The sequence below is a fragment of the Mesorhizobium sp. WSM4850 genome (assembly GCF_055811735.1).
This window is the reverse complement of record NZ_JBVVPV010000012.1, coordinates 110015-131490: the sequence shown is the minus strand read 5'-3', so window position 1 is coordinate 131490 and position 21476 is coordinate 110015. Positions and strand designations below refer to the sequence as shown.

General features: G+C 63.8%; 24 protein-coding genes and 1 pseudogene. 13 read left to right on the top strand and 12 right to left on the bottom strand.

Features of this window, described 5'->3' with window-relative positions; all coding sequences use genetic code 11:
• Nucleotides 1-7: 7 nt before the first annotated feature.
• A complete protein-coding gene (locus AC0L2Z_RS14780) occupies nucleotides 8-910 on the bottom strand; it encodes a LysR family transcriptional regulator (RefSeq protein ID WP_473628489.1) in 903 nt (300 codons plus the stop codon).
• 131 nt (nucleotides 911-1041) lie between these two features.
• On the opposite strand from AC0L2Z_RS14780, the gene AC0L2Z_RS14775 reads away from it, so the two are divergent.
• From AC0L2Z_RS14775 to AC0L2Z_RS14760, 4 genes are all read left to right on the top strand, one after another.
• Nucleotides 1042-1464: a RidA family protein gene (locus tag AC0L2Z_RS14775; protein WP_128176280.1), complete on the top strand. Its 423-nt coding sequence runs from the start codon at nucleotides 1042-1044 to the stop codon at nucleotides 1462-1464.
• A gap of 194 nt (nucleotides 1465-1658) precedes the next feature.
• Nucleotides 1659-2474 carry an oxidoreductase gene (locus tag AC0L2Z_RS14770; protein ID WP_473587291.1) on the top strand — a complete coding sequence of 272 codons (816 nt, stop codon included), beginning with the start codon at nucleotides 1659-1661 and terminating at the stop codon, nucleotides 2472-2474.
• Between the two features lie 125 nt (nucleotides 2475-2599).
• Nucleotides 2600-2746 (top strand): hypothetical protein, encoded by a 147-nt coding sequence (locus AC0L2Z_RS14765; protein WP_473628487.1) that lies wholly within the window; start codon nucleotides 2600-2602, stop codon nucleotides 2744-2746.
• A gap of 258 nt (nucleotides 2747-3004) precedes the next feature.
• Complete coding sequence (locus AC0L2Z_RS14760) at nucleotides 3005-3382, top strand: VOC family protein (RefSeq protein ID WP_473508358.1); 378 nt, start codon at nucleotides 3005-3007, stop codon at nucleotides 3380-3382.
• Between the two features lie 117 nt (nucleotides 3383-3499).
• Here the strand turns inward: AC0L2Z_RS14760 and AC0L2Z_RS14755 are convergent, their stop codons facing one another.
• Nucleotides 3500-4432: a LysR family transcriptional regulator gene (locus AC0L2Z_RS14755; protein WP_473628503.1), complete on the bottom strand. Its 933-nt coding sequence runs from the start codon at nucleotides 4430-4432 to the stop codon at nucleotides 3500-3502.
• An 83-nt stretch (nucleotides 4433-4515) separates the two neighbouring features.
• On the opposite strand from AC0L2Z_RS14755, the gene AC0L2Z_RS14750 reads away from it, so the two are divergent.
• The 3 genes from AC0L2Z_RS14750 (at nucleotide 4516) to AC0L2Z_RS14740 (ending at nucleotide 7324) form a co-directional block, all read left to right on the top strand.
• Nucleotides 4516-5388: an NmrA family NAD(P)-binding protein gene (locus AC0L2Z_RS14750; protein ID WP_473628485.1), complete on the top strand. Its 873-nt coding sequence runs from the start codon at nucleotides 4516-4518 to the stop codon at nucleotides 5386-5388.
• A gap of 140 nt (nucleotides 5389-5528) precedes the next feature.
• Nucleotides 5529-6437, top strand: a complete 909-nt coding sequence (locus tag AC0L2Z_RS14745) for an alpha/beta fold hydrolase (RefSeq protein WP_473628484.1) — start codon at nucleotides 5529-5531, stop codon at nucleotides 6435-6437.
• A complete protein-coding gene (locus AC0L2Z_RS14740) occupies nucleotides 6434-7324 on the top strand; it encodes an alpha/beta fold hydrolase (RefSeq protein WP_473628482.1) in 891 nt (296 codons plus the stop codon). The genes AC0L2Z_RS14745 and AC0L2Z_RS14740 overlap by 4 nt, the downstream gene beginning before the upstream one ends.
• Here AC0L2Z_RS14740 and AC0L2Z_RS14735 read toward each other — a convergent pair.
• The 6 genes from AC0L2Z_RS14735 to AC0L2Z_RS14710 form a co-directional block, all read right to left on the bottom strand.
• Nucleotides 7314-8249, bottom strand: coding sequence for a methyltransferase (locus AC0L2Z_RS14735; protein WP_473628480.1), 936 nt, complete (start codon nucleotides 8247-8249; stop codon nucleotides 7314-7316). The two genes, AC0L2Z_RS14740 and AC0L2Z_RS14735, sit on opposite strands and share 11 nt — an antisense overlap.
• A 98-nt stretch (nucleotides 8250-8347) precedes the next feature.
• On the bottom strand, nucleotides 8348-9658 hold the full coding sequence (locus AC0L2Z_RS14730; protein WP_473495489.1) for a hemolysin family protein: 1311 nt from the start codon (nucleotides 9656-9658) through the stop codon (nucleotides 8348-8350).
• A 155-nt stretch (nucleotides 9659-9813) separates the two neighbouring features.
• A complete protein-coding gene (locus AC0L2Z_RS14725) occupies nucleotides 9814-10521 on the bottom strand; it encodes an LssY C-terminal domain-containing protein (protein WP_128169589.1) in 708 nt (235 codons plus the stop codon).
• 89 nt (nucleotides 10522-10610) lie between these two features.
• A complete protein-coding gene (locus tag AC0L2Z_RS14720) occupies nucleotides 10611-11426 on the bottom strand; it encodes an extensin-like domain-containing protein (protein ID WP_473628479.1) in 816 nt (271 codons plus the stop codon).
• 192 nt (nucleotides 11427-11618) lie between these two features.
• Nucleotides 11619-12602 carry an extensin-like domain-containing protein gene (locus AC0L2Z_RS14715; protein ID WP_473628477.1) on the bottom strand — a complete coding sequence of 328 codons (984 nt, stop codon included), beginning with the start codon at nucleotides 12600-12602 and terminating at the stop codon, nucleotides 11619-11621.
• Nucleotides 12603-12677: 75 nt separating this feature from the next.
• A complete protein-coding gene (locus AC0L2Z_RS14710) occupies nucleotides 12678-13103 on the bottom strand; it encodes a DUF3775 domain-containing protein (RefSeq protein ID WP_473628476.1) in 426 nt (141 codons plus the stop codon).
• Nucleotides 13104-13300: 197 nt separating this feature from the next.
• Here AC0L2Z_RS14710 and AC0L2Z_RS14705 point away from each other — a divergent pair, with 197 nt between their 5' ends.
• Nucleotides 13301-13840 (top strand): tetratricopeptide repeat protein, encoded by a 540-nt coding sequence (locus AC0L2Z_RS14705; protein ID WP_091594986.1) that lies wholly within the window; start codon nucleotides 13301-13303, stop codon nucleotides 13838-13840.
• A gap of 284 nt (nucleotides 13841-14124) precedes the next feature.
• Nucleotides 14125-14598 carry a transcription elongation factor GreA gene (gene greA / locus AC0L2Z_RS14700; RefSeq protein ID WP_023799806.1) on the top strand — a complete coding sequence of 158 codons (474 nt, stop codon included), beginning with the start codon at nucleotides 14125-14127 and terminating at the stop codon, nucleotides 14596-14598.
• A 208-nt stretch (nucleotides 14599-14806) separates the two neighbouring features.
• Here greA and waaC read toward each other — a convergent pair whose 3' ends face one another.
• The 3 genes from waaC to rfaD are packed head-to-tail and all read right to left on the bottom strand — an operon-like array spanning nucleotide 14807 to nucleotide 17723.
• Nucleotides 14807-15796 carry a lipopolysaccharide heptosyltransferase I gene (waaC, locus tag AC0L2Z_RS14695; RefSeq protein WP_473628474.1) on the bottom strand — a complete coding sequence of 330 codons (990 nt, stop codon included), beginning with the start codon at nucleotides 15794-15796 and terminating at the stop codon, nucleotides 14807-14809.
• Nucleotides 15793-16800, bottom strand: a complete 1008-nt coding sequence (waaF, locus tag AC0L2Z_RS14690; protein WP_473628473.1) for a lipopolysaccharide heptosyltransferase II — start codon at nucleotides 16798-16800, stop codon at nucleotides 15793-15795. The genes waaC and waaF overlap by 4 nt, the downstream gene beginning before the upstream one ends.
• On the bottom strand, nucleotides 16773-17723 hold the full coding sequence (gene rfaD, locus AC0L2Z_RS14685; protein ID WP_473628471.1) for an ADP-glyceromanno-heptose 6-epimerase: 951 nt from the start codon (nucleotides 17721-17723) through the stop codon (nucleotides 16773-16775). The genes waaF and rfaD overlap by 28 nt, the downstream gene beginning before the upstream one ends.
• Nucleotides 17724-17819: 96 nt before the next feature.
• On the opposite strand from rfaD, the pseudogene AC0L2Z_RS14680 reads away from it, so the two are divergent.
• The 4 genes and pseudogenes from AC0L2Z_RS14680 to AC0L2Z_RS14665 form a co-directional block, all read left to right on the top strand.
• Nucleotides 17820-17906, top strand: a pseudogene (locus AC0L2Z_RS14680) (LysE family translocator); the annotation flags it as partial.
• 151 nt (nucleotides 17907-18057) lie between these two features.
• On the top strand, nucleotides 18058-19548 hold the full coding sequence (rfaE1, locus tag AC0L2Z_RS14675; protein ID WP_473628470.1) for a D-glycero-beta-D-manno-heptose-7-phosphate kinase: 1491 nt from the start codon (nucleotides 18058-18060) through the stop codon (nucleotides 19546-19548).
• Nucleotides 19549-19555: 7 nt separating this feature from the next.
• A complete protein-coding gene (locus tag AC0L2Z_RS14670; protein WP_473628469.1) occupies nucleotides 19556-20128 on the top strand; it encodes a D-sedoheptulose-7-phosphate isomerase in 573 nt (190 codons plus the stop codon).
• The gene (locus AC0L2Z_RS14665; RefSeq protein ID WP_473628467.1) at nucleotides 20121-20786 is read left to right on the top strand and encodes a D-glycero-alpha-D-manno-heptose-1,7-bisphosphate 7-phosphatase; all 666 of its coding nucleotides are present in this window, start codon (nucleotides 20121-20123) and stop codon (nucleotides 20784-20786) included. Before AC0L2Z_RS14670 ends, AC0L2Z_RS14665 begins: the two co-directional genes overlap by 8 nt.
• Here AC0L2Z_RS14665 and AC0L2Z_RS14660 read toward each other — a convergent pair.
• Nucleotides 20783-21268 carry an Lrp/AsnC family transcriptional regulator gene (locus AC0L2Z_RS14660; protein WP_077379873.1) on the bottom strand — a complete coding sequence of 162 codons (486 nt, stop codon included), beginning with the start codon at nucleotides 21266-21268 and terminating at the stop codon, nucleotides 20783-20785. The two genes, AC0L2Z_RS14665 and AC0L2Z_RS14660, sit on opposite strands and share 4 nt — an antisense overlap.
• Nucleotides 21269-21476: the final 208 nt, after the last annotated feature.

The following is a 21476-nucleotide window of genomic DNA, read 5'->3' as shown; positions in this document are numbered from 1 at the left end:
CTCGTCGCTAAGGTTCTTTGTTCCGCAGGTCTTTGACGACATCGAGAAAGGCCCGCAGTGCGGGCGGTACGGCTCGATGTCCGGGGTAGTAAACCGCAACTTCTTCCGCAGCGGGCATCCACGCGGTCAGGACCTTGCGCAGCCGGCCGTCGGACAAGGCCGCTTCGGCGGCCCAATCGGCCACGTAGGCGACTCCCAGATCCTCAATTGCGGCTTCGACCATCAGTTCTTCGTCGTCGAGGACGACGGGGCCGTTTGCCTCGATCACGAGTTCCTGGCCGGCGCGTTCGAACTCCCATCGGTAAAGCTTGCCGCTGGGCATGCGGTGGCCGATGCAATGGTGGCGTTGCAATTCCTCGGGGGTTCCCGGGTCGCCGAAGCGATCGAGGTAGGCGGGCGACGCGACACAGATGAACCTCAACCGGCGTGCAAGCGGCACGGCGATCATGTCCTTGGGGACCGATCCGAGGAGGCGCACGCCGGCGTCGAAGCCGCTGGACACGATGTCGATCAGCCGCCCCTCGACGACGATGTCCACGATCACGTCCGGATGGCGCTCCGCCATCCGCGGAAGAACCCCGCGAACGAGAAGCCCGGCCACCAGTCGCGGTGCGTTGATGCGGACGGTGCCCGCGACATTGCCCCTGAACCCGGCGACGCTGTCGAGCGCCTCGTCCAGCGACGCGAGCGCCGGCTGAAGGCGATCGAGCAACTGGAAACCGGCTTCCGTCGGCGAGACGCTGCGTGTGGTGCGGTTGAGAAGGCGCACGCCCATGCGCTCCTCGAGCGCGCGCATGGTGTGGCTCAATGTGGAAGGTGCCGTGCCGATCTCGTCCGCTGCGCGGCGGAAGCTGCGGTGCGTGGCAACGGCCAAGAAGGCGGTGAGATCGTTGAGGGACGGGCGGGGCATTGATGGTAATTTTGCATCACCTCATGCCGATTTCAACGGCTTATGCGCGTAATGCGATTGCCCTATCTCCTGCCTGTATCAACTCGGCGCCTCCGGCGCGCTGCCGTTTTCAAGACAGAAAGGAACACGAAATGCCTGCACGTGACGCCATCTATCCGGCCAAACGCCACGCGTTATACGATATTCATCGATATTCCGCGGCCATTCGCTCCGGCGATCTTCTCTTCGTCTCGGGGCAGGTCGGCAGCCGTGAGGACGGTTCGCCCGAGCCCGCATTTGAGGATCAGGTTCGGCGGGCATTTGCCAATCTGCGCGCGGTCCTGGCCGCCGCCGGGTGCAGCTTCGACGACGTTGTGGACGTCACCACCTTCCACACCAACCCGGACCAACAGATCGAAACGGTGCTGGCCGTCCGGGCGGAGGAGATCGGCGGACCTCCCTATCCGAACTGGACGGCAGTGGGCGTCAATTGGCTTGCCGGCTTCGATTTCGAGATCAAGGTCATCGCCCGCATCCCTTCGACGACCAGCGGCCAGCCGGCGGACAAGCGTTGATCGTTTGCCCTCACATCGTCCTGACGCAGGATGGGTCAGCAACTCCCATGATCCGGCCGTGACGCGTTCTTTCAGCCCTTTTCGTAGCACGTGACTGCCTTTCCCTTCTGGTATTGCATTATGATCGTAATATGTTATTATGACCATAATTCAACCGGCGAGAGAAGTCTGGCCCTGACGATTTGGAGCACGAAATGAATGCGAATTCCGAAAAAACCGCTGTTGTGACCGGAGCCTCCTCGGGCATCGGCCACGCCAGCGCCGAGGCGCTTGCGCGGGCAGGATTCACCGTCTTCGGGACAAGTCGCCGCCCTGTCGGCAACGGCCCGGAGGGAGTGACCATGCTGGTTTGCGACGTGACCGATGACGCTTCTGTCGGCGCCCTCGTTTCGACCGTGCTGGCGCAGACCGGGCGGATCGACCTCCTGGTCAACAATGCCGGCGTCGGTCTGCTTGGCGGTGCCGAGGAATCCTCGGTCGCACAGGTGCAGGCCCTGTTCGACGTCAATCTGTTCGGCGTCATCCGCATGATCAATGCGGTGTTGCCGTCAATGCGGCAGCGCGGCGCAGGGCACATCATCAATATCGGCTCGATTCTGGGATTGGTGCCGGCGCCATACTCAGCCCATTACTCTGCGGTCAAGCACGCGCTTGAGGGCTATTCGGAATCGCTCGATCACGAGGTTCGTGCTTTTGGTATTCGCGTCTCGGTCATCGAGCCGGCATTCGTGCGTACCGTCTTCGACCAGAACGGGATCGAGCCGGATTCGGTGTTGCAGGAATATGATCGGGCGCGCGCCGGGCTCAAGGCGCTGCTGGGCGATGTGATGCCCAAGGCCGATCCGCCGGAAGTGGTGGCGGCTGTCGTGGTCAAGGCGGCGACCGATGCCCGCCCGCGGCGTCGCTATACCGCCGGCAAGGCAGCGCGCCAGGTCAGCATTCTGCGCCGCTTTGCCCCCGCAGAGATGTTCGACAAGAGCTTGCGCAAACAGTTCCGCCTGCCGGTCTGAACCCGGTTAGCAGTGCTCCACCGCCAACGGCTCCGCATCGAAGCGAACGGCGCCTGTGTTCAGCAAGAACAGTCGAGCGCGTTGTCTCGCAAGCTGGCAGATTGCTCTCACCACAGGAGAGCAAGATGACGATGCGGCAAGATCCCTACCACACGCGTATGAAACGGGTGTTGAGGCCCTTCGGGATTTTCCCCTCTACTGTCAGCGGGAGTTTTGTTCCGATGGTTGCCGAGCACGAAGCCATCACCGACATCTTCCTGCCATTGGTGTGATTGCTGACCTTCCAACGGCGGTCATCTCCGCTACAGTCGAACGTGGGTCAAATCACCACTGGAGACAGCTAAATTCCGCGCCGAGCTGATGTCTGCCTGGTCCGCACCGCGACCTCCAGAACAGTTCGCCAACAAACACGAGCTGTTGCACAGTGCAGCGGCATTGTCAGGTTTTTAACCAAGAAGCCATGTAGCGCCTGGCACTACGCGTATGGATTGGGGTGGTCATCACCGCGATCGTGTCAGTAAGGAGATAAAATGGAAAAGGTGCTCGGCATCGGTGGCTTCTTCTTCCGAGCGAAGGAGCCCGATGCGCTCGCTCGATGGTATGCCGGCCATCTCGGCGTTGCGCTGCCGCCAGAAAGCTATGATGACCGCTCGTGGGAGCAGCAGCAGGGCGCCACCGTCTTTGCTCCCTTTGCCGCGACTAGTGATTACTTCGGTCGGGTCGATCAGCAGTGGATGATCAATTTCCGGGTGCGCGACCTCCAGGCCATGGTCGCACAGCTCACGGCAGCCGGAATTGCGGTCGAGGTCGACACCGAACATTACCCTAATGGCTGGTTCGCCCGGCTTGCCGATCCGGAGGGCAACCCGATCCAGCTCTGGCAGGCGGAGGGGGCCGACCGTGATTGAAGGCGCAGGCGGAAACGCAAGCGCCGAACCTGGGCTTCGGTTGAGACCGTTCTAGAGCATCTTTCCTGAACGCGGGTCGGCTCGAGGCGTTGTGCTCCAGGGAGCCGCTTTGCGGCCTCAGTTTCCAACGTCGATCGCCGATGACATATCCGCCGCCGCCGTGACAATGGCACGTCTCAACCATATGTGCCTGGGCGCGTCCTGCTGGCGCGCGTGCCAGACGAGGCTCATCGTGAAGCTGCCAAGATCGAGGGGCGGCGGCAACGACACGAAGCGCTTCATGTTGGCGGCCGCTCGCGCCAGGCTCGAAGGCAGGGTCATGATCAGGTCGGAGCGAGCGGCGATCTCGACCGCCGCGAAGAAGTTCGGCACGCGCAGCTTCACCCGCCGCGTTCGCCCGATGCGGGCAAGCACCTCGTCGACAGGCGCAGGCCCGACGCCGGTGACGCTCACCACGATATGCTCAAGCGCCAGGAAACGTTCGAGCGTCAGCTTTCGGGCGAGCGCCGGGTGCTCCGCCCGCATCAGCGTCACGAGCTTCTCGTCATAGAGACCGCGCCGGCGGATGCCGGCCGGGGCTTCGTCGACCAGCGCCACCATCGCATCGGCGATACCCTGCTCCAGCGCTTCGACCGCGTCCGTGCCCGGCGCGACGATATCGAGATCAAGGGACGGCGCCTCGCGTCCAAGGCGGGCGAGCAGGTGCGGCGCCAGCACGGCGGCCTGGAGATCGGGCATCAGCAGCCGGATCCGGCCGGTGGCGGTGGCGGGATCGAACACGTTGGCCTCGACCATCTCTCGCACACCCGCCAAGATGCCGCGCAGCACCGGGCGCACTTCTTCCGCACGGGCGCTAAGGACGTAGCCGCCCGGTCCATCGACCAGCAGCGCATCCGAAAACAGCGCGCGCAATCGGCCGAGCGCTCGGCTCGCGGCGGGCTGGCTCATGCCGAGCCGGCTTGCGGCACGGGTGACGTTCTTCTCGTCCAGCAGCGCTTCGAGCGCCACCAGCAGGTTCAGATCGATCCGGCGTAAATCCACTTCGTGCATGGCGACTATATACACCATGCATTGGACGCATTGGAAGCCTGCGCCTATCGTTCCCCCGTCAATCGAGATGAGGAGAAGAAGTGATGCATGTCGTGCTTGGAGCAAACGGACGGGCCGGCGGCGAAGTCGCGCGCGCCCTGATCGCAGGCGGCGAAGCCGTGCGCGTCGTCGTGCGTCGCAAGGATCAGGGCGAAAAATGGACAGCCCTCGGTGCGGAGGTAGCCGTCGCAAGCATGGAGGACGTCGGCGCCATGGCCGCTGCCCTGACCGGCGCGCGGGCCGCGTTCCTGCTCAACCCGCCGCCGGTGAGCGGTGATCCCTATCAGCGCACGGAAGAAATCGGCGCCGCGCTTGCCGATGCGGCACGGCGTGCGGGTCTGCCAAAGGCCGTCGTCCTGTCGTCCATCGGCGCGCAGCATGCCTCCGGCACCGGCGTCATCGCCACCCTCAACCGCTTCGAGGCGCTGCTCGACGGCGTGGCGCCGGCCACCGCCTTCCTGCGGTCGGGGTATTTTGTCGAAACCTGGAACGAGGTGGCGCAAGCGGTCCTGTCGCAAAGCATACTGCCGACCTTTATCGAGCCGCCGCAGAAAATCCCGATGGTGAGCACGATCGATGTCGGGCGCGCGGCAGCGACCGTGCTGTGCGAGGAGTGGACCGGAAAGCGGGTCGTGGAGCTGGGCGGACCGGAAGACTGGAGCGCCGGCGACGTGGCATCGGCCTTCGCGGACGTTCTCGGCCGGCCGGTGACGCCTGTGCTTGTTGCGCCGGAGGAGCGTGCCGCGCTGCTTGCCGAGGAAGGCGTGCCGGGCGAGGTGGCAGATGCATTGCTCGGTATGTATGAGGGAATCGCCAACGGCCTGTTCATGCGCCAGGACAGCAGCGAGCACCGGCGCGGCACGACCTTCCTGGCGACGGCGATAGAGCGCGTTGTCGCAACACCAGCCGGCCGCTGATCCTCGGCCGAGTAGTGAATCCGAAACAGGAGCCGCACTACCCCCGCGTCTCGCCGGCCAACGCTGTCGGCGACATGCGGAACTCGCGCCACTGGTTTGGACTTAACTCCATTTCCGGACGGCAAAAAAGGAATCCTGATATGAGACTGCCTGCCCCACGCCAAATGCGTCTCTCCGGCGGAACCGAGCTTGCCTACGTCACTGCGGGCGATCCATCCAACCCGGCTTTGCTCCTCCTGCATGGGTTTCCCAGCTCCGCAAATGCATTCCGCGATGTGATTCCCGGATTGGCGGGCGCAGCCTATGTGATCGCGCCCGACCTCCCGGGCCATGGCCAGTCCGATGTCCCGCCGACACCCTCCTACGACGCGATCAGCAAGGCGATTTCCGAATTGCTTACCCACCTCGCGATCGGGCGCCGCTTCATCCACATTCATGACTGGGGCGCCGCCGTGGGTCTGCAGATTGCAATGCAAGCGCCCGAGCTGGTTTCGGGTCTCATCATCCAGAACGCAAACGCGCATCGAACCGGCTTCGGTCCCGTCTGGGACGCCGTGTTGAAATTCTGGTCAGAACCGACAAAAGAGAACGAAGCGGCCGCGACCCCCGACCTGACCTTCGAATTCACGCGCGAGCAATATTTGGGCGGCCTGCCAGAGGATGTCGCCGCCACGATCAGGGGCGACCCTTGGGTCGAGGACTGGAGGGTGATGAATCTTCCCGGCCGCATGCAGACCCACCGCGCGCTTATCGGCGACTACAAAAGCCATGCCGGGCGTTTCGATACGATCGCCGCCTATTTGAAGAGATGGCAACCGCCGGCGCTCATGCTTTGGGGCCGTCACGACCCATATTTCGATATCGCCGAAACGCTGTCCTGGATGCAGGATCTGCCGCGTATGGAAGCGCATGTTTTCGACGGCGGGCACTTCCTGCTTGAGACGCACGCCGAGCCAGCACTCTCCCTGATGATCGAGTTCATCAAGCGAACACAGGAGATGCACCCTGATCGAGCCCATCCCGGAGCAGTGCGAGGAGTGCAGGCATGACATCCCCCACGCAACAGCGGCTGCACCTGTCCGGCGGGACCGAGCTTTCCTTCATCACCGCGGGAGATGCGTCCAATCCCGCGCTGCTGCTCCTGCACGGATTCCCGAGTTCGTCGCGCACCTTCCAGGGCATCATTCCCGGCCTTTCGCGGGTCGCCTTCGTCATCGCCCCCGACTTGCCTGGCTACGGCCAATCGGCGCCGTTGCCCGCGCCGTCGTTCGAAACGTTCAGCGGCGCAATCCAGGAGCTCTTAACTCATCTCGCGATCGATCGGCGCTTCATCTACCTGCACGATTGGGGCGCGCCTGTGAGTCTCCAGGTCGCCATGCAATCCCCCGACCTCGTCTCAGGCCTCATCATTCAGAGCGCCAACGCACACCGCACAGGGTTCGGACCGCAATGGCAAGCCACGTTCGAATTCTGGTCAAACCCGACGGAAGAGAACGAAAGGGAGGCTACCGCGTTTTTGACCTTAGAAGGCACCCGCGAGCAATATTTGGGCGGCTTGCCGGAGGATGTCGCTGCCCAGATCAAAGGCGAACCCTGGATCGAGGACTGGAGGGTGATGAATCAGCCTGGCGGCATGGAAACACAACGCGCGCTCCTCGTCGACTACGCCAACCATGTCGCGCGGTTCAGTCTCATCGCCGACTATATCGAAACGTGGCAACCGCCGGCGCTCATGCTGTGGGGCCGCCACGACCCGTTCTTCGACATCGCCGAAACACTGTCGTGGATGCAAGACCTTCCACGTATGGAAGCGCACATCTTCGACGGCGGCCACTTCCTGCTCGAAACCCACGCCGAGGCGGCAGCCGCGTTGATGATCGGCTTTATTGAGCGAACGCAGATTGCGCTTGGCCATTCAGCCACGATCAGCCCGTGAGGCGCGCACGAAACAAGGTGGAGCCGTCCGTCAGGCGCGACCTGGAGATATCCCGGAATCCAGCCTCGGTCATCCACGCGCGATACTGACCTTCAGTGTACGATTCGCCGTGGCGATAGAGGTTCAGGAAGGTGAGATTCAGAAACACACCCTCAGGCGGGCCGAGGCGGTCGTCATCGACGACACCCCACCCCGCAATTGCGATCTCGCCGCCGGGTGTGAGGCAACGCGCCGCGTTCAGGATCGAACTGCGCGCCTGGTCGGGCGGCAGGACCTGGACGACGGCCTTCAGGATCGCCAGATCGTGCCGACCGATCGACGGCGCGACAGTTATGTCACCCTCTTCGACAACCACGTCGTCGGCACCGTATTCTGACAGGATATCTTTCGCGACCGCTGCGACCGTTGGGAGTTCCATCAGCGTCGCCGCAATCTGCGGCCGCCGCTCGCGAAGTCCGACGAGAATGGTCCCGGGGCCGCCGCCGATGTCGATGACCGAGCCGATCGCCGAGAGGTCCATCTCCCGGGCCAGATGGCGGCCGAAAATTACCCCGCCCGGTGCGAGCATGCGGCTGAAGGCCGCCGCTGCCTCGGGCCCGGCTTCGGAAAAGTCGTGCAGCGCAGCCGGCCGGTTCTGTCGCAGCGACTCTGCGGTCAGCAGGTCGGCTCCCCAGAGCTCGCGCAGGAGCGCATGATCGCCGCCGCGATAGGTCGGCTTGGACGCGTCGAGGAAGGCCGCCGCTTCGGCGCCGTTGCGAAATCGACCATCCTTGACTTCGAGGAGACCGATGCTGGCGAGCGCGTAGAGGAGCCGCGACAGACGATCGGGCTCGACTTTGAGCTCGGCTCCAAGGCTGTCGGCAGTCACCGCGCTGCTACCGAGCCGGGTGAAGATGCCAAGGTCCAGCCCGGCGCGAAGCGCCAAGGCGGGCGGCACCGCTGCGATCAGCTTGTCGATCCGATCAGAATCCACCATGTCCTTCCGCGATCCAGGACCGGCTTGCCTACCCATCGCGTTGACTGCTACCGCACGATTTCGCGATGGCCGCCGGGCAGGCGGGTGGCGATGAGCTTGTCGATGCGGCGGCCGTCGAGGTCGACGACCTCGAAGCGCCAGCCCTGCGCATCGACGCATTCGCCGGTCGTCGGCAGATGGTGCAGATGCGCCAGCACGTAACCGGCGACAGTCTCGTAGTCGCGGTTCTCGGGCAGGTCGATGCCGAGAACGTCGGCCATCTCGTCGGCCTGCATGTAGCCGGCGAGCAACCATGAGCCGTCGTCACGTTTGACGGCGTTTTCTTCGTCGCCGGCGTCGAGGTCCGCCCGGAAGACGCCGGTGATGGCTTCCAGTATGTCGGCCGGGGTGACGATGCCTTCGAAATGGCCGTATTCGTCATGGACCAGCGCCATCGGCACGTTGGATTCCTTGAGTGTCGAAAGGACATCCAGCGCGTCGGCCTGGTCATGGACGATGGGAGCGGTGCGCACATGCCGGCGCGGGTCGAGCGCGCGACCTCCGAGCATCGCGGCCAGCACGTCGCGGGTCTGGACGACGCCGATCATGGCGTCGACGCTGCCATCGCCGGCCGGCAGGCGCGAATGCTGGGTCTCCATCAGGAGCTTCCGGATTGCCGCGTCATCGGACTGCAGGTTGATCCAGTCGACCTCGGTGCGCGGCGTCATCACCGCGCGGACGGCGCGGTCGCCGAGCCGCATGACGCCGGCGATCATGCGCCGCTCGTCGGATTCGATGGTGCCGTGATGCTCGGCCTCGGCGACCAGCATCTTGATCTCCTCGTCGGTGACCTTCTCCTCGCTTTCACCGCGCTGGCCAAGCAGCCACAGCATGGCGCGGCCGGAAATGTCGAGCAGAAAAACCAGCGGCGCCGAGACGGTGGCGAGGATGGTCATCGCCGGAGCAACCCTGGCGGCGACGCGTTCGGGATCGCGCAGCGCGATCTGCTTGGGCACCAGTTCGCCGATGATCAGCGAGAAATAGGTGATGAGGGCGACGACGATGCCGACGCCGATCGGGTCGGCAAGGCTTTCGCGGAGGCCGGTCGATGCCAGGAACACGGACAGCCGCTCGCCGAGCGTGGCGCCGGAAAAAGCGCCGGACAGAACGCCGACCAGGGTGATGCCGATCTGCACCGACGACAGGAATTTGCCTGGATTGGCGCCGAGCGCCAAGGCGCGGCCGGCGCCCTTGACGCCGCGGTCGATCATCGCCTTGAGACGGGCCGGCCGTGACGAGACAATGGCAAGTTCGGACATTGCCAGAAGGCCGTTCACGCAGATGAGGACGACCACGATGGCGATTTCAGCATAGAGCATGCGAGGTCAATAGCATTGCGGCGCGGTCTTCGAAAATAGACGGGCGTCATTTTTCATGCCGGCGGGCGCAACCATCTCATGCGGCATCCCATGGCGGCGACGAAAATGCTCGATCAGGGCGTCGATGAGCCGGCCGCCGGCCGTTGGTCCTGCGCCTACGGCAGCTGCCTCAGCACGCCCACTACCGCCTTGCCGTCGGTGAAATAGGGATCGCCGCCGCCATTGCGCCCGGTCCTTGTCGCACCGATGCCTGATATCTCGCTGGTTGAGATCAGCATGCCTGCGGCAGACAGGTCGCGGATCAGGAGGTCGCGCTCGGCGTCGATGTCGGGACCGATATGGTGGGTGACCTGGCCGGTTTCGTGGCTGAGGCCGACGCCGCGATCGAAGCTTGCCGCACCCAGCCAGAGCGGCCGGCCATCGTCTCCGGTCGCATCGGTCTGCCAGAAGCGGACGTGATGACGCCGGTCGGCACTGTCGCCGACCGGCTTCTCGAAGGCCAGATCCTGTGCACGGCCTTCGAACAGCAGCCGGCTGACCGGCGCGTCTGGATAGGGCCGATCGAACAGCACGCTTTCGCCGATCTCGATCGCCGTCTCCAGCGTGAGAGCGTCGGCCGTGTCCCATCCGGCGACGGCGAAGGCGTGGACCAGCTCTTTTTTGGTGCCGACGAGGCCGACATTGATCGGATCGCCGGCGATGCCTTGCGGCGTGTGCGTCACCATCTCGAAGCGCTGTGTGCGGAAGTTGCGGTCGCGCAGGGTCCAGAATTCCGGCGCGGCGAAATAGGCGAGCACGAGGTAGCCGGCACAGAACGCCACCAGCCAGATCGTTGCGCGTCGTCGAAGGCTTCGTCGGCTCATGCGACACCACCGTGGTGATATGACCTCACCTTATGTGACGTCATTCTACGCGGCGGCGCACACCTTGGGCAGTGGGCACGCGATCGGGCTCAGCGGCAGGCGCGGTAGCCGTTCTTGCGGTTCTTGATGTCGAAATGGAAATGGTTGCGGTGGTCGTAATTGTAGCCGGGGCCGAGCACGGTGGTGAAATACTGGCAGCCGTCGGCGCGCACAGTGTTGAGGAAGCCGCGGGTGCGGAAGGCGAACAGGCCGGGCTTGCGCACGTCGATCTCCTTGCCATTGCTAAGCTCGATGCTCATGACGTCGAGCGCGTTGCCCTTGCCATGCTCCGACAGCGTGCCTTCGCCGGCGATCCTGCGGCAGGAATAGCTCGAGCCCTGGCGAATGGTCCTGACGCCGGAGAAATAACGCCAGCGGGCGGACGGGACCAGTTCATTCCTGGCCCAGCCGGCGAAGGTGGCGGCCATGTCGCAGGTCAGCGTCGCGGCCGGCTTCATCGCGATGCGGCCGATGGCCGAGATCTTGACCGGATAGTCGATGCCGCACTGGCCTTCGCGGATCGGCGCAAGGTCGGTGTAGACGACGCCCAGGCGCTTCAAATCCTTGCGGCACTCGACCTCGCTGGCCGGCATCTGTTCGGTCGGCGCCATCGGCTCGTCCATGCGCGGATAGGCGGCGGTCATGTAAGGGTTGGATGGGACGAGGCGCTGCATTCCAGCGTATTTCTGGCCAGCGTATTCTGGGACAGCTGATGTCTGGCTGCCGACATCAACGGCCGGTTTCAGCGAGAGCACGCTGCCGGTGGTGCAGGCCGAGATCGCTGCGATGGCAAGCCCGCCGGCAATCATGCGCGCGCGTCTCACTTGCCGGACGGCGACAGACGCGGCGCGAAATATCCCGGCCATTGGCAGGTTCCCGGTCTCCGAGCCGATCAGGCTCCATGTCATCGTTTGATCATGATCTTTCTCCGAAAACCGGATCCCACTTTTCGGGGTCATGATCAGATGAAACGGAGCTTACCCGCCAACAGTAAAGGAAAAATCAGCGGCTGCGTTTACGGCTGCGGCCAAATTGCGGCGCGTCGGTCCGCAACCATATCACTGGCAGAAGGTGCCGCCGTTGCGGCGCGGTGCAAGATCGAGATGGAGATGCAGCGAATGATCGGCATCGCTGCCCGGGCCAAGCACGGTCTTGAACGGTCCGCAGGCTGCCTTGCGTATTGCGTTCAGGAATTTCGCGTCCTTTTCCGGCGGCGCCGGGCGGATGTCGATCCTCCTGCCGTCCGAAAGCGTGAAGCTGGCGATGTCGAGCGCGTTGCCGAAGGCGTGCTCCGACAATTTCCCGCCGCCATTGCGGTGGCGGCAGACGAAGGCGGATGCCTGGCCGACCGACTTGAGTTCGGCGCCGAGCTCGGCCTTGGCCGCCGGCTGGACGATATCGGCGGCGAAGCGCGCGGCGGCCTCGGCCATCTGGCAATTCAACTCGGATTCGGGGTTGATATCCAATGACTTGCCAAGCGTCTTCAGTGCGATCGGATAGGGGATAGAGCAGCCGACCGCCGCATCGTGCTCGGCTTTGCGTTCCTCGAAGTCGACGCCCATCGACTTCAGCCGCCGGCGGCAGGCCAGTTCCTCGTCCGGCATTTTCTCCTGCGGCACAGCGGCCGAGCGCGGGTCGGGAGGGATTTTTTTCTCCGGCGCCTGCGCCGGTATCTCCGGTGGTTTTGGCGCGGCGGCCGGTGGTTCTGCCTCGGCGGGCTTTTCGGTCGGCGTCGGAGCGACTGCCGGCGGCTGCGGCCGGGCTTGCTGATGCTGGTCCGACTTCTGCTGGTCCATTTTGTCGGTCGCGGGTTGATCAGGCTCTGGCGCATCCGCAGGGCGTGGCTCGGGGATCGGCACGTCGGCAGGTGCAGCTTCTTGCGCTGATTGCGATTGATTGAGCTCCGGGACGGGTACGTTATCGGGCAGTTCCGGAGCTTGGGCCAAGGCCGCTCCTGCGGACAGCATCGCCGCCGCCAAAGGCAGCGCCAATCTGATCAATCCGGCCAATCTGATCGATGTGGGAGGGGTCAGCGCCGCCATTCGCCCTTAACGGCGGGCGGATACGGAAGTTGCCTGAACGACAGTTTTGGCCGATCACAAACGGTGACCGCGTTGTTACGCACCGATCGCTTCCAGCCCTTCCTCCAGCCAGTCGGCCAACAGCGGCATGCCGAGCAGATATTTCGCCGTGCGCTTGTTGGCGCGCTCGCGCGCGGCCGTCAGCGCGTCCGCCCATTCCGAGGCGTCATAGTCGCCGCGTCCAACCCAGGCGAGGGCGACGAGTTCGGCCGCCTCATCGACATTGAGGTCGTTGATCAGTTCGCGCAGCTCTTCTTCGGTGAGGTCCTCGGAACGTTCCTCGACGAGACCGTCATGATGATGGTTGTCATGCGTCTCGCTATCGAGTTCTACCTCGTGCTCGGCACCATCGGCATAGTCTTCGTTGACGGCGGCGCTCAACGCCTTCGCCTTGAGGATGAACAGGCGCACCGTGTCGGGACCGATCGAAAGCTCCCATTCTTTTTCAAGGCGCCGCTGCACTGGCCGTCTCCGCATACTCCGTTGGCGTTTGCTGGATGATAGCGGATTTGCAGCGCTCGTCACGTTTTGTTCGGCGCTTCCATTTTCCGACTGGCGCGGGCCGTTGAAAAGGCTTTCACTGACCGTGGCTTTTTTCCGGGATGAAACCGCTTTTGCCCGGCGTTAGTCTTGCATTGTCATGCTTCAAGGAGAGTTCGATGCGCAGACGATTGCTGATCCAGGTTCTGGCGGTTGCCGCCCTGCCGCTGTTTGCTGTTCCGGCGTTTTCGGCCGGTGAAGGTGGAGGCGGTGGCGATGGCAGCCAGACGACACAGTGCAAGAAAGGCAAGGTCTGGGACAAGAAACTGAAGAAGTGCGTCGCGCCCAAGCACGGCATGCTGGACGACGACAACATCTATGAAGCCGGCCACGCGCTGGCGATGGCAGGACGTTATGACGAGGCGATCGCCGTGCTCAGCCTGGCTGCGGACAAGAAAGACCCTCGCATCCTCAACTACCTCGGCTACTCGCACCGCCATTCCGGACGCGTCACCGTCGGTCTCGGCTATTATGAGGAAGCGCTGCGCATCGATCCCGATTACACGCTGGTACGCGAATATCTCGGCGAGGCGCATCTGCAGATCGGCGATCTCGCCGGCGCCCGGGAACAGCTCCGCGAGATCGAGAAACGCATCGGCAAGGGATCTCGTGAATACGGCATGCTGTCCGAGCAGATAGACCGTTTCATGAAGAGCTGAATAGAAGCCGAACTTTTCCTCACCACCGGCTGTGAGCAATCGCAGCCGGTTTTTATTGCCGCTCGCCCGGCCAGCCGGGCTGCCATGACGGCATTTCCACAAATGGCGGGCGAATTTTTCAAAACCGATTTTTTGGCGTGAAAAACCCGCGAAGATTGCTATATTGGAGGAAATTGCGGTGACACGGTTCCGTTAGCCCGAGGCTGCCGGACCGTTTTCTTTTTGTACCCATCGACAAGGTCGCTCCCGGAATGCGGGGGCGGCGGCAGGAAAGGTCAGGCATTATGAACAAGGTCCCGATGACAGGCGAGGGGTTCGCGTCATTGAAGGAAGAACTGCGCTGGCGCCAGCAGGAAGAGCGGCCGCGCATCATCGAAGCAATCTCCGAAGCGCGCTCGCACGGCGATCTCTCTGAAAACGCGGAATACCATGCGGCGAAAGAGGCGCAGAGTCTCAATGAGGGCCGCGTCAACGAGCTCGAGGATTTTATCGCCCGCGCCGAAGTGATCGACATCACCAAGCTCAGCGGCGAAAAGGTCAAGTTCGGCGCGACCGTGGTGCTGGTCGACGAGGACACGGAAGAGAAGAAGACCTACCAGATCGTCGGCGACCAGGAAGCGGACGTGAAGTCCGGCCGCATTTCGATCTCCTCGCCGATCGCGCGGGCGCTGATCGGCAAGGAAGTCGGCGATGCCATCGAGGTCAACGCGCCAGGCGGCGCGCGGGGCTACGAGATCGTCCAGGTGCAGTTCATTTAAGAATTGGCGCTGCTCTGCCTTCTCCCCTTGTGGGAGAAGGTGGCCTCGCGAAGCGAGGTCGGATGAGGGGTGTTCCAGCTTGGCACCAACAGCACTCCGGCCAGCACCCCTCAACCGTCTTGGCGCTGCGCGCCAATCCACCTTCTCCCACAAGGGGAGAAGGGAAGAGGGCGGCGCCGACCTTTCCGATTGAATTGATTTGCACAAATCAATTCTTGCCGGCGCCGGCCCGACCAAGCGCTTGACGCTCCAGCAACTTCTCTGCCTCAGCCAACACCTCCTCAGGCGCGACACGAGCGCCGGGCGCGGCCAGCAGCGTTGACGAGAATGGCCCGCGCGGGCCGGTCAAGCCGGGTTCTGTCGCCACAAACACCGCCACCGTCGGCAGGCCGAAGGCACTGGCGAGGTGGGTAAGGCCGGTATCGGCGCCGATGACCAGCACCGACCGGCCGATGATCGCGGCGATCTCGGCAAGCGGTGATTTCGGCACCAGCACTGTCTGTGGAACAGCCTGGGCAATCGCCTCGGCAACCGCCTTTTCCCTGTCGTTCGACCAGGTGGTGACCGGCGTCATTCCTCTTTCCACGAGAAGCCGGGCCGTCTCGATCCAGTTGCCGACCGGCCATTTCTTGTCCTCGCGGCTGGTGCCGTGCAGCAGGAAGGCGGTGTTTCCGCCGACAAAAGTCGCCTCGACGGCTGGCGGCACGATGCCGGACTCGAGCCCGGAAAAATCCGGTTCATAGCCGAGCGCCAGCCCGAACAGCCGCCTTGTGCGTTCGATGGCGTGCAGATCGCGCGGCACAGCATAGCGGCGGTCGTAGAACACGGTCGCCGAAGGCTCGCGAGCGCTCGACCGGTCGAAGCCGGCGATCGGCGCTGCGGCCTGTTTCGCCACCACGGCCGACTTCAGCAATCCTTGCCCATCGATGACGAGATCGTAGCGGCAATCCCGCAAGGCGCGGCGCAACCCCGCTGCCTCGCGCCATGTGCCGCGGCCGAGCGGGCTTGTGCGCCAGCGCCGGATTGCCACGGTGTGGATGGTTGCGATCGCCGGATGCAACGCCACGATGCCGGCAAAAGCCTCTTCCACACACCAGTCGAACGACACGCCCGGCCGCTTGCGGCGCGCATCCTCGACGGCCGGAAAGCTGTGGATGACGTCACCCATCGAAGATGTCTTGACGATCAGCACCCTCATGCGGCGGCCGGCATTTCCAATAGCCGTTCCACCGCTGCCGCGACCTGTGCCACCTCAAGCGTGTTCAGGCAGTTGAGGTGGCCGAGCGGGCAGATTTTCCGGTGGCAGGGCGAACAGGACAGGCCGAGCCAGACCAGTTCGCGCTGCTCGGCGAGCGGCGGCGTATTGTGCGGCGAGGTCGATCCGTAGACGGCTACGATCGGCGTGCCGACCGCGGCGGCGACATGCATCAGTCCACTGTCGTTCGACACCGCAATCCTGGCCGCGGCGATCAGGTCGATGGCGTCCTCGAGCCGCGTCTGGCCGGCGAGGTCGACAGCGCCTGGGGCAAGCGTGGCGATTTCCGCCGTTACGTCGGCGTCGTTCTTCGACCCGAACAGCGCGACCGCAAAACCTTTTTCCATCATGTCGCGGGCAAGGCCGGCATAGCGGTCGCTCGGCCAGCGTTTGGCCGGCCCGAACTCGGCGCCGGGCATCAGCGCGACGAATTTATTCGCCTCCAGCCCGAAGCGGCCCAGCAATGTCGCCTGGTTTTTCGTGTCGACGGCGAGCTTGGGGGCATGGAACGTACCGCCTTGCGCGAGGCCGAAATAGGCCTGCGCCGTGCGCCGTTTCACATCGTCGGACAAGGCTACGATATCGGTCAGCAGCCCGTAGCGCATTTCCTTGAGGTAGCCGACACGGCGCGGAATGCGGGCAAAGAACGGGACCAGCGCCGACTTCCAGCTTCCAGGCATGACATAGGCGATGTCGTAGTGGCCGCGCAGCAGGCGGCCGATGCGCCTTCGCATGCGGAATTCCAGGGCTCCGGATTTCAGCGGCAGATCGACCTGCCGGCGTATTTCGGGCATCCGCTTGACCAGTGGCGCCGCCCATGCCGGCGCCAGCACGTCGATCGCGGCGTTCGGGTGAAGCTCTCCCAGCGCCGAGAACAGGCACTGCGCCATCACCATGTCGCCCACCCAGCGTGGGCCGATCACGAGGATCGTTGGGCTTTCAGCCATTCGACATAGTCTCTGACGCCGGTTTCCACTGTGCGAAACTGACCATTGTAACCGGCGGCGCGCAACCGGGACATGTCAGCTTGCGTAAAACTCTGGTAGCTGCCCTTGAGGTGATCGGGGAAGTCGATGAACTCGATCTCGCCTTTGCCTAGCGCGCCGATCACAGTTTCGGCAATGGCGCGGAACGGCTGGGCACGGCCGGTGCCGCAGTTGAAGATGCCGCTCGATCCGCGTTTCCACAACCACAGATTGATATCGGCAACGTCGCCGACATGGATGAAGTCGCGGCTCTGCTCGCCAGGTCCGAAACCGTCATAGGCGCCGAACAGCTTTGGGTTGTGGCCTTGCTCGACCTGGTTGAACAGGTGGTAGGCGACCGAGGCCATGGCGCCCTTGTGCGCCTCGCGTGGGCCATAGACGTTGAAGTAGCGCAGGCCTGCCACCGGCGAATGGTCGGTTTCGAAGACGGTGCGGCGGACATAGTCGTCGAACAGCTTCTTTGAATAGGCATAGACATTGAGCGGGCGTTCGCATTCCGGCTCCTCGCGAAACTCGGCGCCGCCGCCATAGACCGAAGCCGAGGAGGCATAGAGGAAAGGCAGCCGCAGCGCCAGGCAGGCATGCAGCAGCCGCTTCGAATAGGCGTAGTTCACCTCCATCATGAACTTGCCGTTCCACTCGGTGGTGGTCGAGCAGGCGCCCTGGTGGAAGACGGCCTCGATGCGGCCGAGGTCCCCGGCCTCCATCCGCGGCAGGAAATCGTCCTTGTCGAGATAATCGGCGATCTGCAGGTCGGCGAGATTGGCGATTCTGTGGCCGTCGGTCAGGTCGTCAACGACGAGAATGTCGCTGATCCCTTCGGCATTGAGCGCGGCGACGATGTTTGAGCCGATCATGCCGGCGCCGCCCGTGACGATGATCATGAAAGCCTCTGGTATCTTGTGCCGATTCCGGCCCTTATAGGGGAGGCTTGCCGGGCTGTCGATAAAGCAGGTCGCAAACCGGCGGTTGGGTGGGCGTCAAACGGCGGGCAATGCCTGATGCGGCGTGCGGGCGGCGCGGTGCTGGTCGGATTGGGTGTTCATGTCGCTTTGCAGAAAAGTTGATCGGCCAACCGGCGTTGGCTGTGGTCGGTTCGGAGCCTGCCGTTGCGCTGAGCCGAATTGCGGTATATCGGCTTCGCCATGAACGACCAGCCCTGCCAGTCCAGCGTTTTCACAGCATCGGGACCGGCTCTCATTGCACGTCGAAGATGACATGAGCGAGCAATACCTGCCTTCTCCTGAACCGCTTCACCGCGCCATCTCGCGGTTCGGCAACGTCACCGTGCTGGTGGTCGGCGACTTCATCCTCGACCGTTTCCTCAACGGCGTCATCGAGCGGATTTCGCCTGAAGCGCCTATTCCGGTGCTGCGCGGGCGTGGCGAAACCTCGGCGATGGGTGGCGCCGGGAATGTCGTCGCCAACATCGTCTCGCTCGGCGCTGCCGCGATACCGGTTTCGGTGATCGGCGCCGATCCGGCCGGCGACAATCTCATGCGCATGCTTACCGAGCTTGGCGTCGACACCGGCGGTCTCGCACAGGACGCCAACCGGATGACCTCGTCGAAAAGCCGTTTCAGCGCGCTCAACCAGCAGGTGCTGCGCTTCGACGAAGAGGAAATCAAGCCGCTACGCGACGCCGAGCGGGCGACGCTGATCCGGTTTTTCCGCGCCGGGCTCGCGCAAGCCGACATCGTCATCCTGTCCGACTACGGCAAGGGCATGTTGCTCGACGGCGTCGCCGGCGAGCTGATCTCGATCTGCCGCGAGGCGGGAAAGCCGGTGCTGGTCGATCCCAAGGGCCGCGACTATGCTTACTACTCCGGGGCGTCGGCGATCACCCCCAATCGCAAGGAACTTGGCGAGGCGGTCGGACGCGCGGTGTTTGCCGATGACGAGATCGTCGCCGCGGCGCGTGAGCTGATCTCGGCACATGGCTTCGATTTCGTCGTCGCGACGCGCAGCGAAAAAGGCATGAGCGTCGTCGATGCCGACGATGCCCGCCACATTTCCACGCAGGCGCGGGAGGTGTTCGACGTTTCCGGCGCCGGCGACACTGTCATCGCTACGTTTGCGTTGGCCCTGGCTGCGGGCGCCGACCGCGTCATTGCCGCGGCCATCGCCAACGCGGCGGCTGGCGTGGTGGTGGGAAAACGCGGCACCGCACGGCTGACGGTCGAGGAACTCACCGGGGCGCTGTTTCGCTCGCATGGACCGGTTGCCCACAAGGATGCAATTCTCGATGCCACCGCCGCCGCACGGCTGGTGGCGACGTGGAAGGACGAAGGCCTGAGCGTCGGCTTCACCAATGGCTGCTTCGATATCCTTCATGCCGGCCATGTCAGCCTTTTGCATGCGGCGCGCAGCCAGTGCGACCGGCTGGTTCTCGGCCTCAACAGCGATGCCTCGGTGCGCCGGCTGAAAGGGCCGGGGCGCCCGGTCAACGACGAGCATGACCGCGCCTGCGTGCTGGCGGCGCTTGCCTCGGTCGATGCCGTCGTCGTCTTCGAGGAAGACACGCCGCTCGCGCTGATTGAGGCGCTGAAGCCGGACATACTGGTCAAGGGCGCCGATTATACGATCGATCAGGTGGTCGGCGCCGAAATCGTGCAAAAGGCGGGCGGCCGCGTCGTGCTGGTCGATCTCGTCGCCGGCAAGAGCACCACCGGCACCATCGGCAAGTTGCGCGCCGGAAGCACAAACTGAGGTTTTCATGTCCGAACTGAACGACTATCTGGTCCGCTCGGCGGCCGCGATCACCGCGATGGTCGAGCGCGACCTCACCGGCGAGATGGAGCGGGCGGTTACCGCCGTCGTCGCCGCGCTTTCGCAGGGCAAGGCGCTGCTGATCTGCGGCAATGGCGGCTCGGCCAGCGACGCCATTCACATCGCCGGCGAACTGGTCGGCCGCTTCCTGAGGGAGCGCAAGGCCTACAACGTCATCGCGCTGCCGGCCAATGCGGCGGTGCTGACCGCCTGGGGCAATGATTACGGCTTCGACACGGTGTTTTCACGCCAGGTCGAGGCGCATGGCGCCGCGGGCGCCGCGCTGCTCGCCATCTCGACCAGCGGCAACTCGCCCAGCATCCTCGCCGCCGCCGAGCAGGCGCGCATGATGGACATGACAGTGATCAGCCTGACCGGCGACAGCGGCGGCAAGCTCAAGCCGCTCTCCGATATCCTGCTCAACGTGCCCTCGACCTCGACGCCGATCATCCAGCAGGGGCATCTGTGCCTCTATCATCATCTGTGCGAAATGGTCGAAGCGCGCCTCTGTGATGGCTGACATCGGCCCGGTCGTGAGATCCGATCATTACCCGCTCGAAGCGCCGGGCCTGTGGGTCGAGCGGATCGGTACGTCGGCTTATCCAGCTGGCATGCCGGCGTTGTTCCTCGACCGCGACGGCACCATCAATGTCGATAGCGGCTACCCCAGCGATCCGGCTGACATCGTGCTTCGGCCGCAGATGCTGCCGGTGATCCGAACGGCCAACATCGCCGGCCTTCCGGCAATGGTGGTCTCCAATCAATCAGGCATAGCCCGCGGCTATTTCGGCTGGCCGGAGTTCGCCGCGGTCAGTGCCCGGTTGCTGGCGCTTCTCGAAGCGCAGAATTGCCGGATCGATCTGGTGCTCGCCTGCGCCTACCATTCGAGCGGGACGGGCGAGCTGGCAGCAGGTGATCATCCGATGCGCAAGCCCAATCCGGGCATGCTTCTGCGCGCCCGCGATCTGCTGGGCGTGGATATCAGCCGATCGATCATCGTCGGCGACAAGGCCGATGACATGGAAGCCGGGCGGCGAGCCGGGCTCTGCGAGGGTTGGCTGGTGAACGGCCGATCCGATCGGACTTCCGGCCAAGGCATGTTCAGGACGCGCAACCTGACGACCGATAACGATCACAGCAAACTCTGCGACGCCATCGCCGAGCTCGGCCGGGATTAAGGTCTCGCTTCGCTGAAAGCCACCAGGCCCTCGTCCTTGACGCGACGGATGGTCAGTGCCGTCCGCACCGTGTCGACATTCGGCGCCGAGGCCAGTTCCTCGATGACGAAGGTCTGAAAGGCGCCGAGGTCGCTCGCCACGCAATGCAGCAAAAAGTCGGATTCGCCCGACACCATCCAGGCGTCGCGAACGATCGGCCAGCCGCGGGTGCGTTCGGCGAAGGTTTTCAGCTCCGCGTCGGCCTGGTGATGCAGGCCGATGAGGCAAAAGGCGACGACATCCAGGCCGAGCGCCGGCGCATTGAGCAAGGCGCGATAGCCGCGGATGATGCCGGTCTCTTCCAGCCGCCTGACGCGACGCAGGCATGGCGGCGCAGAAATGCCGACGCGGCCGGACAATTCGACATTGGTCATGCGCCCATCGTGCTGAAGCTCGCGCAGGATCTTCCAGTCGATGGCATCGAGATCGGCTTTGAGCGGCATGGATACCTTGGCGCTTCACGCAAGAATCATTCGTGATCTTGTAATTAAACGACTTTGGTGTCCATTCCATCCCTTCAGTCACTGATTTTCGAACAGTCGCCGCCAGGATGTTCATGGATCGTCTGTTTGTGCGGAAGCTTTCCGGGGACGAAGGCCGGGTCGTCTTGCTGGCGTCGCCTGCAACACCTAGATTAGGGCCGAAATCGAT

Bases quoted from the DNA above. Each gene is read 5' to 3' on its own strand.
- AC0L2Z_RS14780 (WP_473628489.1), bottom strand. From the start codon at position 910: ATGCCCCGCCCGTCCCTCAACGATCTCACCGCCTTCTTGGCCGTTGCC.
- AC0L2Z_RS14775 (WP_128176280.1), top strand. From the start codon at position 1,042: ATGCCTGCACGTGACGCCATCTATCCGGCCAAACGCCACGCGTTATAC.
- AC0L2Z_RS14770 (WP_473587291.1), top strand. From the start codon at position 1,659: ATGAATGCGAATTCCGAAAAAACCGCTGTTGTGACCGGAGCCTCCTCG.
- AC0L2Z_RS14765 (WP_473628487.1), top strand. From the start codon at position 2,600: ATGACGATGCGGCAAGATCCCTACCACACGCGTATGAAACGGGTGTTG.
- AC0L2Z_RS14760 (WP_473508358.1), top strand. From the start codon at position 3,005: ATGGAAAAGGTGCTCGGCATCGGTGGCTTCTTCTTCCGAGCGAAGGAG.
- AC0L2Z_RS14755 (WP_473628503.1), bottom strand. From the start codon at position 4,432: ATGCACGAAGTGGATTTACGCCGGATCGATCTGAACCTGCTGGTGGCG.
- AC0L2Z_RS14750 (WP_473628485.1), top strand. From the start codon at position 4,516: ATGCATGTCGTGCTTGGAGCAAACGGACGGGCCGGCGGCGAAGTCGCG.
- AC0L2Z_RS14745 (WP_473628484.1), top strand. From the start codon at position 5,529: ATGAGACTGCCTGCCCCACGCCAAATGCGTCTCTCCGGCGGAACCGAG.
- AC0L2Z_RS14740 (WP_473628482.1), top strand. From the start codon at position 6,434: ATGACATCCCCCACGCAACAGCGGCTGCACCTGTCCGGCGGGACCGAG.
- AC0L2Z_RS14730 (WP_473495489.1), bottom strand. From the start codon at position 9,658: ATGCTCTATGCTGAAATCGCCATCGTGGTCGTCCTCATCTGCGTGAAC.
- AC0L2Z_RS14725 (WP_128169589.1), bottom strand. From the start codon at position 10,521: ATGAGCCGACGAAGCCTTCGACGACGCGCAACGATCTGGCTGGTGGCG.
- AC0L2Z_RS14720 (WP_473628479.1), bottom strand. From the start codon at position 11,426: ATGGCCGGGATATTTCGCGCCGCGTCTGTCGCCGTCCGGCAAGTGAGA.
- AC0L2Z_RS14715 (WP_473628477.1), bottom strand. From the start codon at position 12,602: ATGGCGGCGCTGACCCCTCCCACATCGATCAGATTGGCCGGATTGATC.
- AC0L2Z_RS14705 (WP_091594986.1), top strand. From the start codon at position 13,301: ATGCGCAGACGATTGCTGATCCAGGTTCTGGCGGTTGCCGCCCTGCCG.
- greA (WP_023799806.1), top strand. From the start codon at position 14,125: ATGAACAAGGTCCCGATGACAGGCGAGGGGTTCGCGTCATTGAAGGAA.
- waaC (WP_473628474.1), bottom strand. From the start codon at position 15,796: ATGAGGGTGCTGATCGTCAAGACATCTTCGATGGGTGACGTCATCCAC.
- waaF (WP_473628473.1), bottom strand. From the start codon at position 16,800: ATGGCTGAAAGCCCAACGATCCTCGTGATCGGCCCACGCTGGGTGGGC.
- rfaD (WP_473628471.1), bottom strand. From the start codon at position 17,723: ATGATCATCGTCACGGGCGGCGCCGGCATGATCGGCTCAAACATCGTC.
- rfaE1 (WP_473628470.1), top strand. From the start codon at position 18,058: ATGAGCGAGCAATACCTGCCTTCTCCTGAACCGCTTCACCGCGCCATC.
- AC0L2Z_RS14670 (WP_473628469.1), top strand. From the start codon at position 19,556: ATGTCCGAACTGAACGACTATCTGGTCCGCTCGGCGGCCGCGATCACC.
- AC0L2Z_RS14665 (WP_473628467.1), top strand. From the start codon at position 20,121: ATGGCTGACATCGGCCCGGTCGTGAGATCCGATCATTACCCGCTCGAA.
- AC0L2Z_RS14660 (WP_077379873.1), bottom strand. From the start codon at position 21,268: ATGCCGCTCAAAGCCGATCTCGATGCCATCGACTGGAAGATCCTGCGC.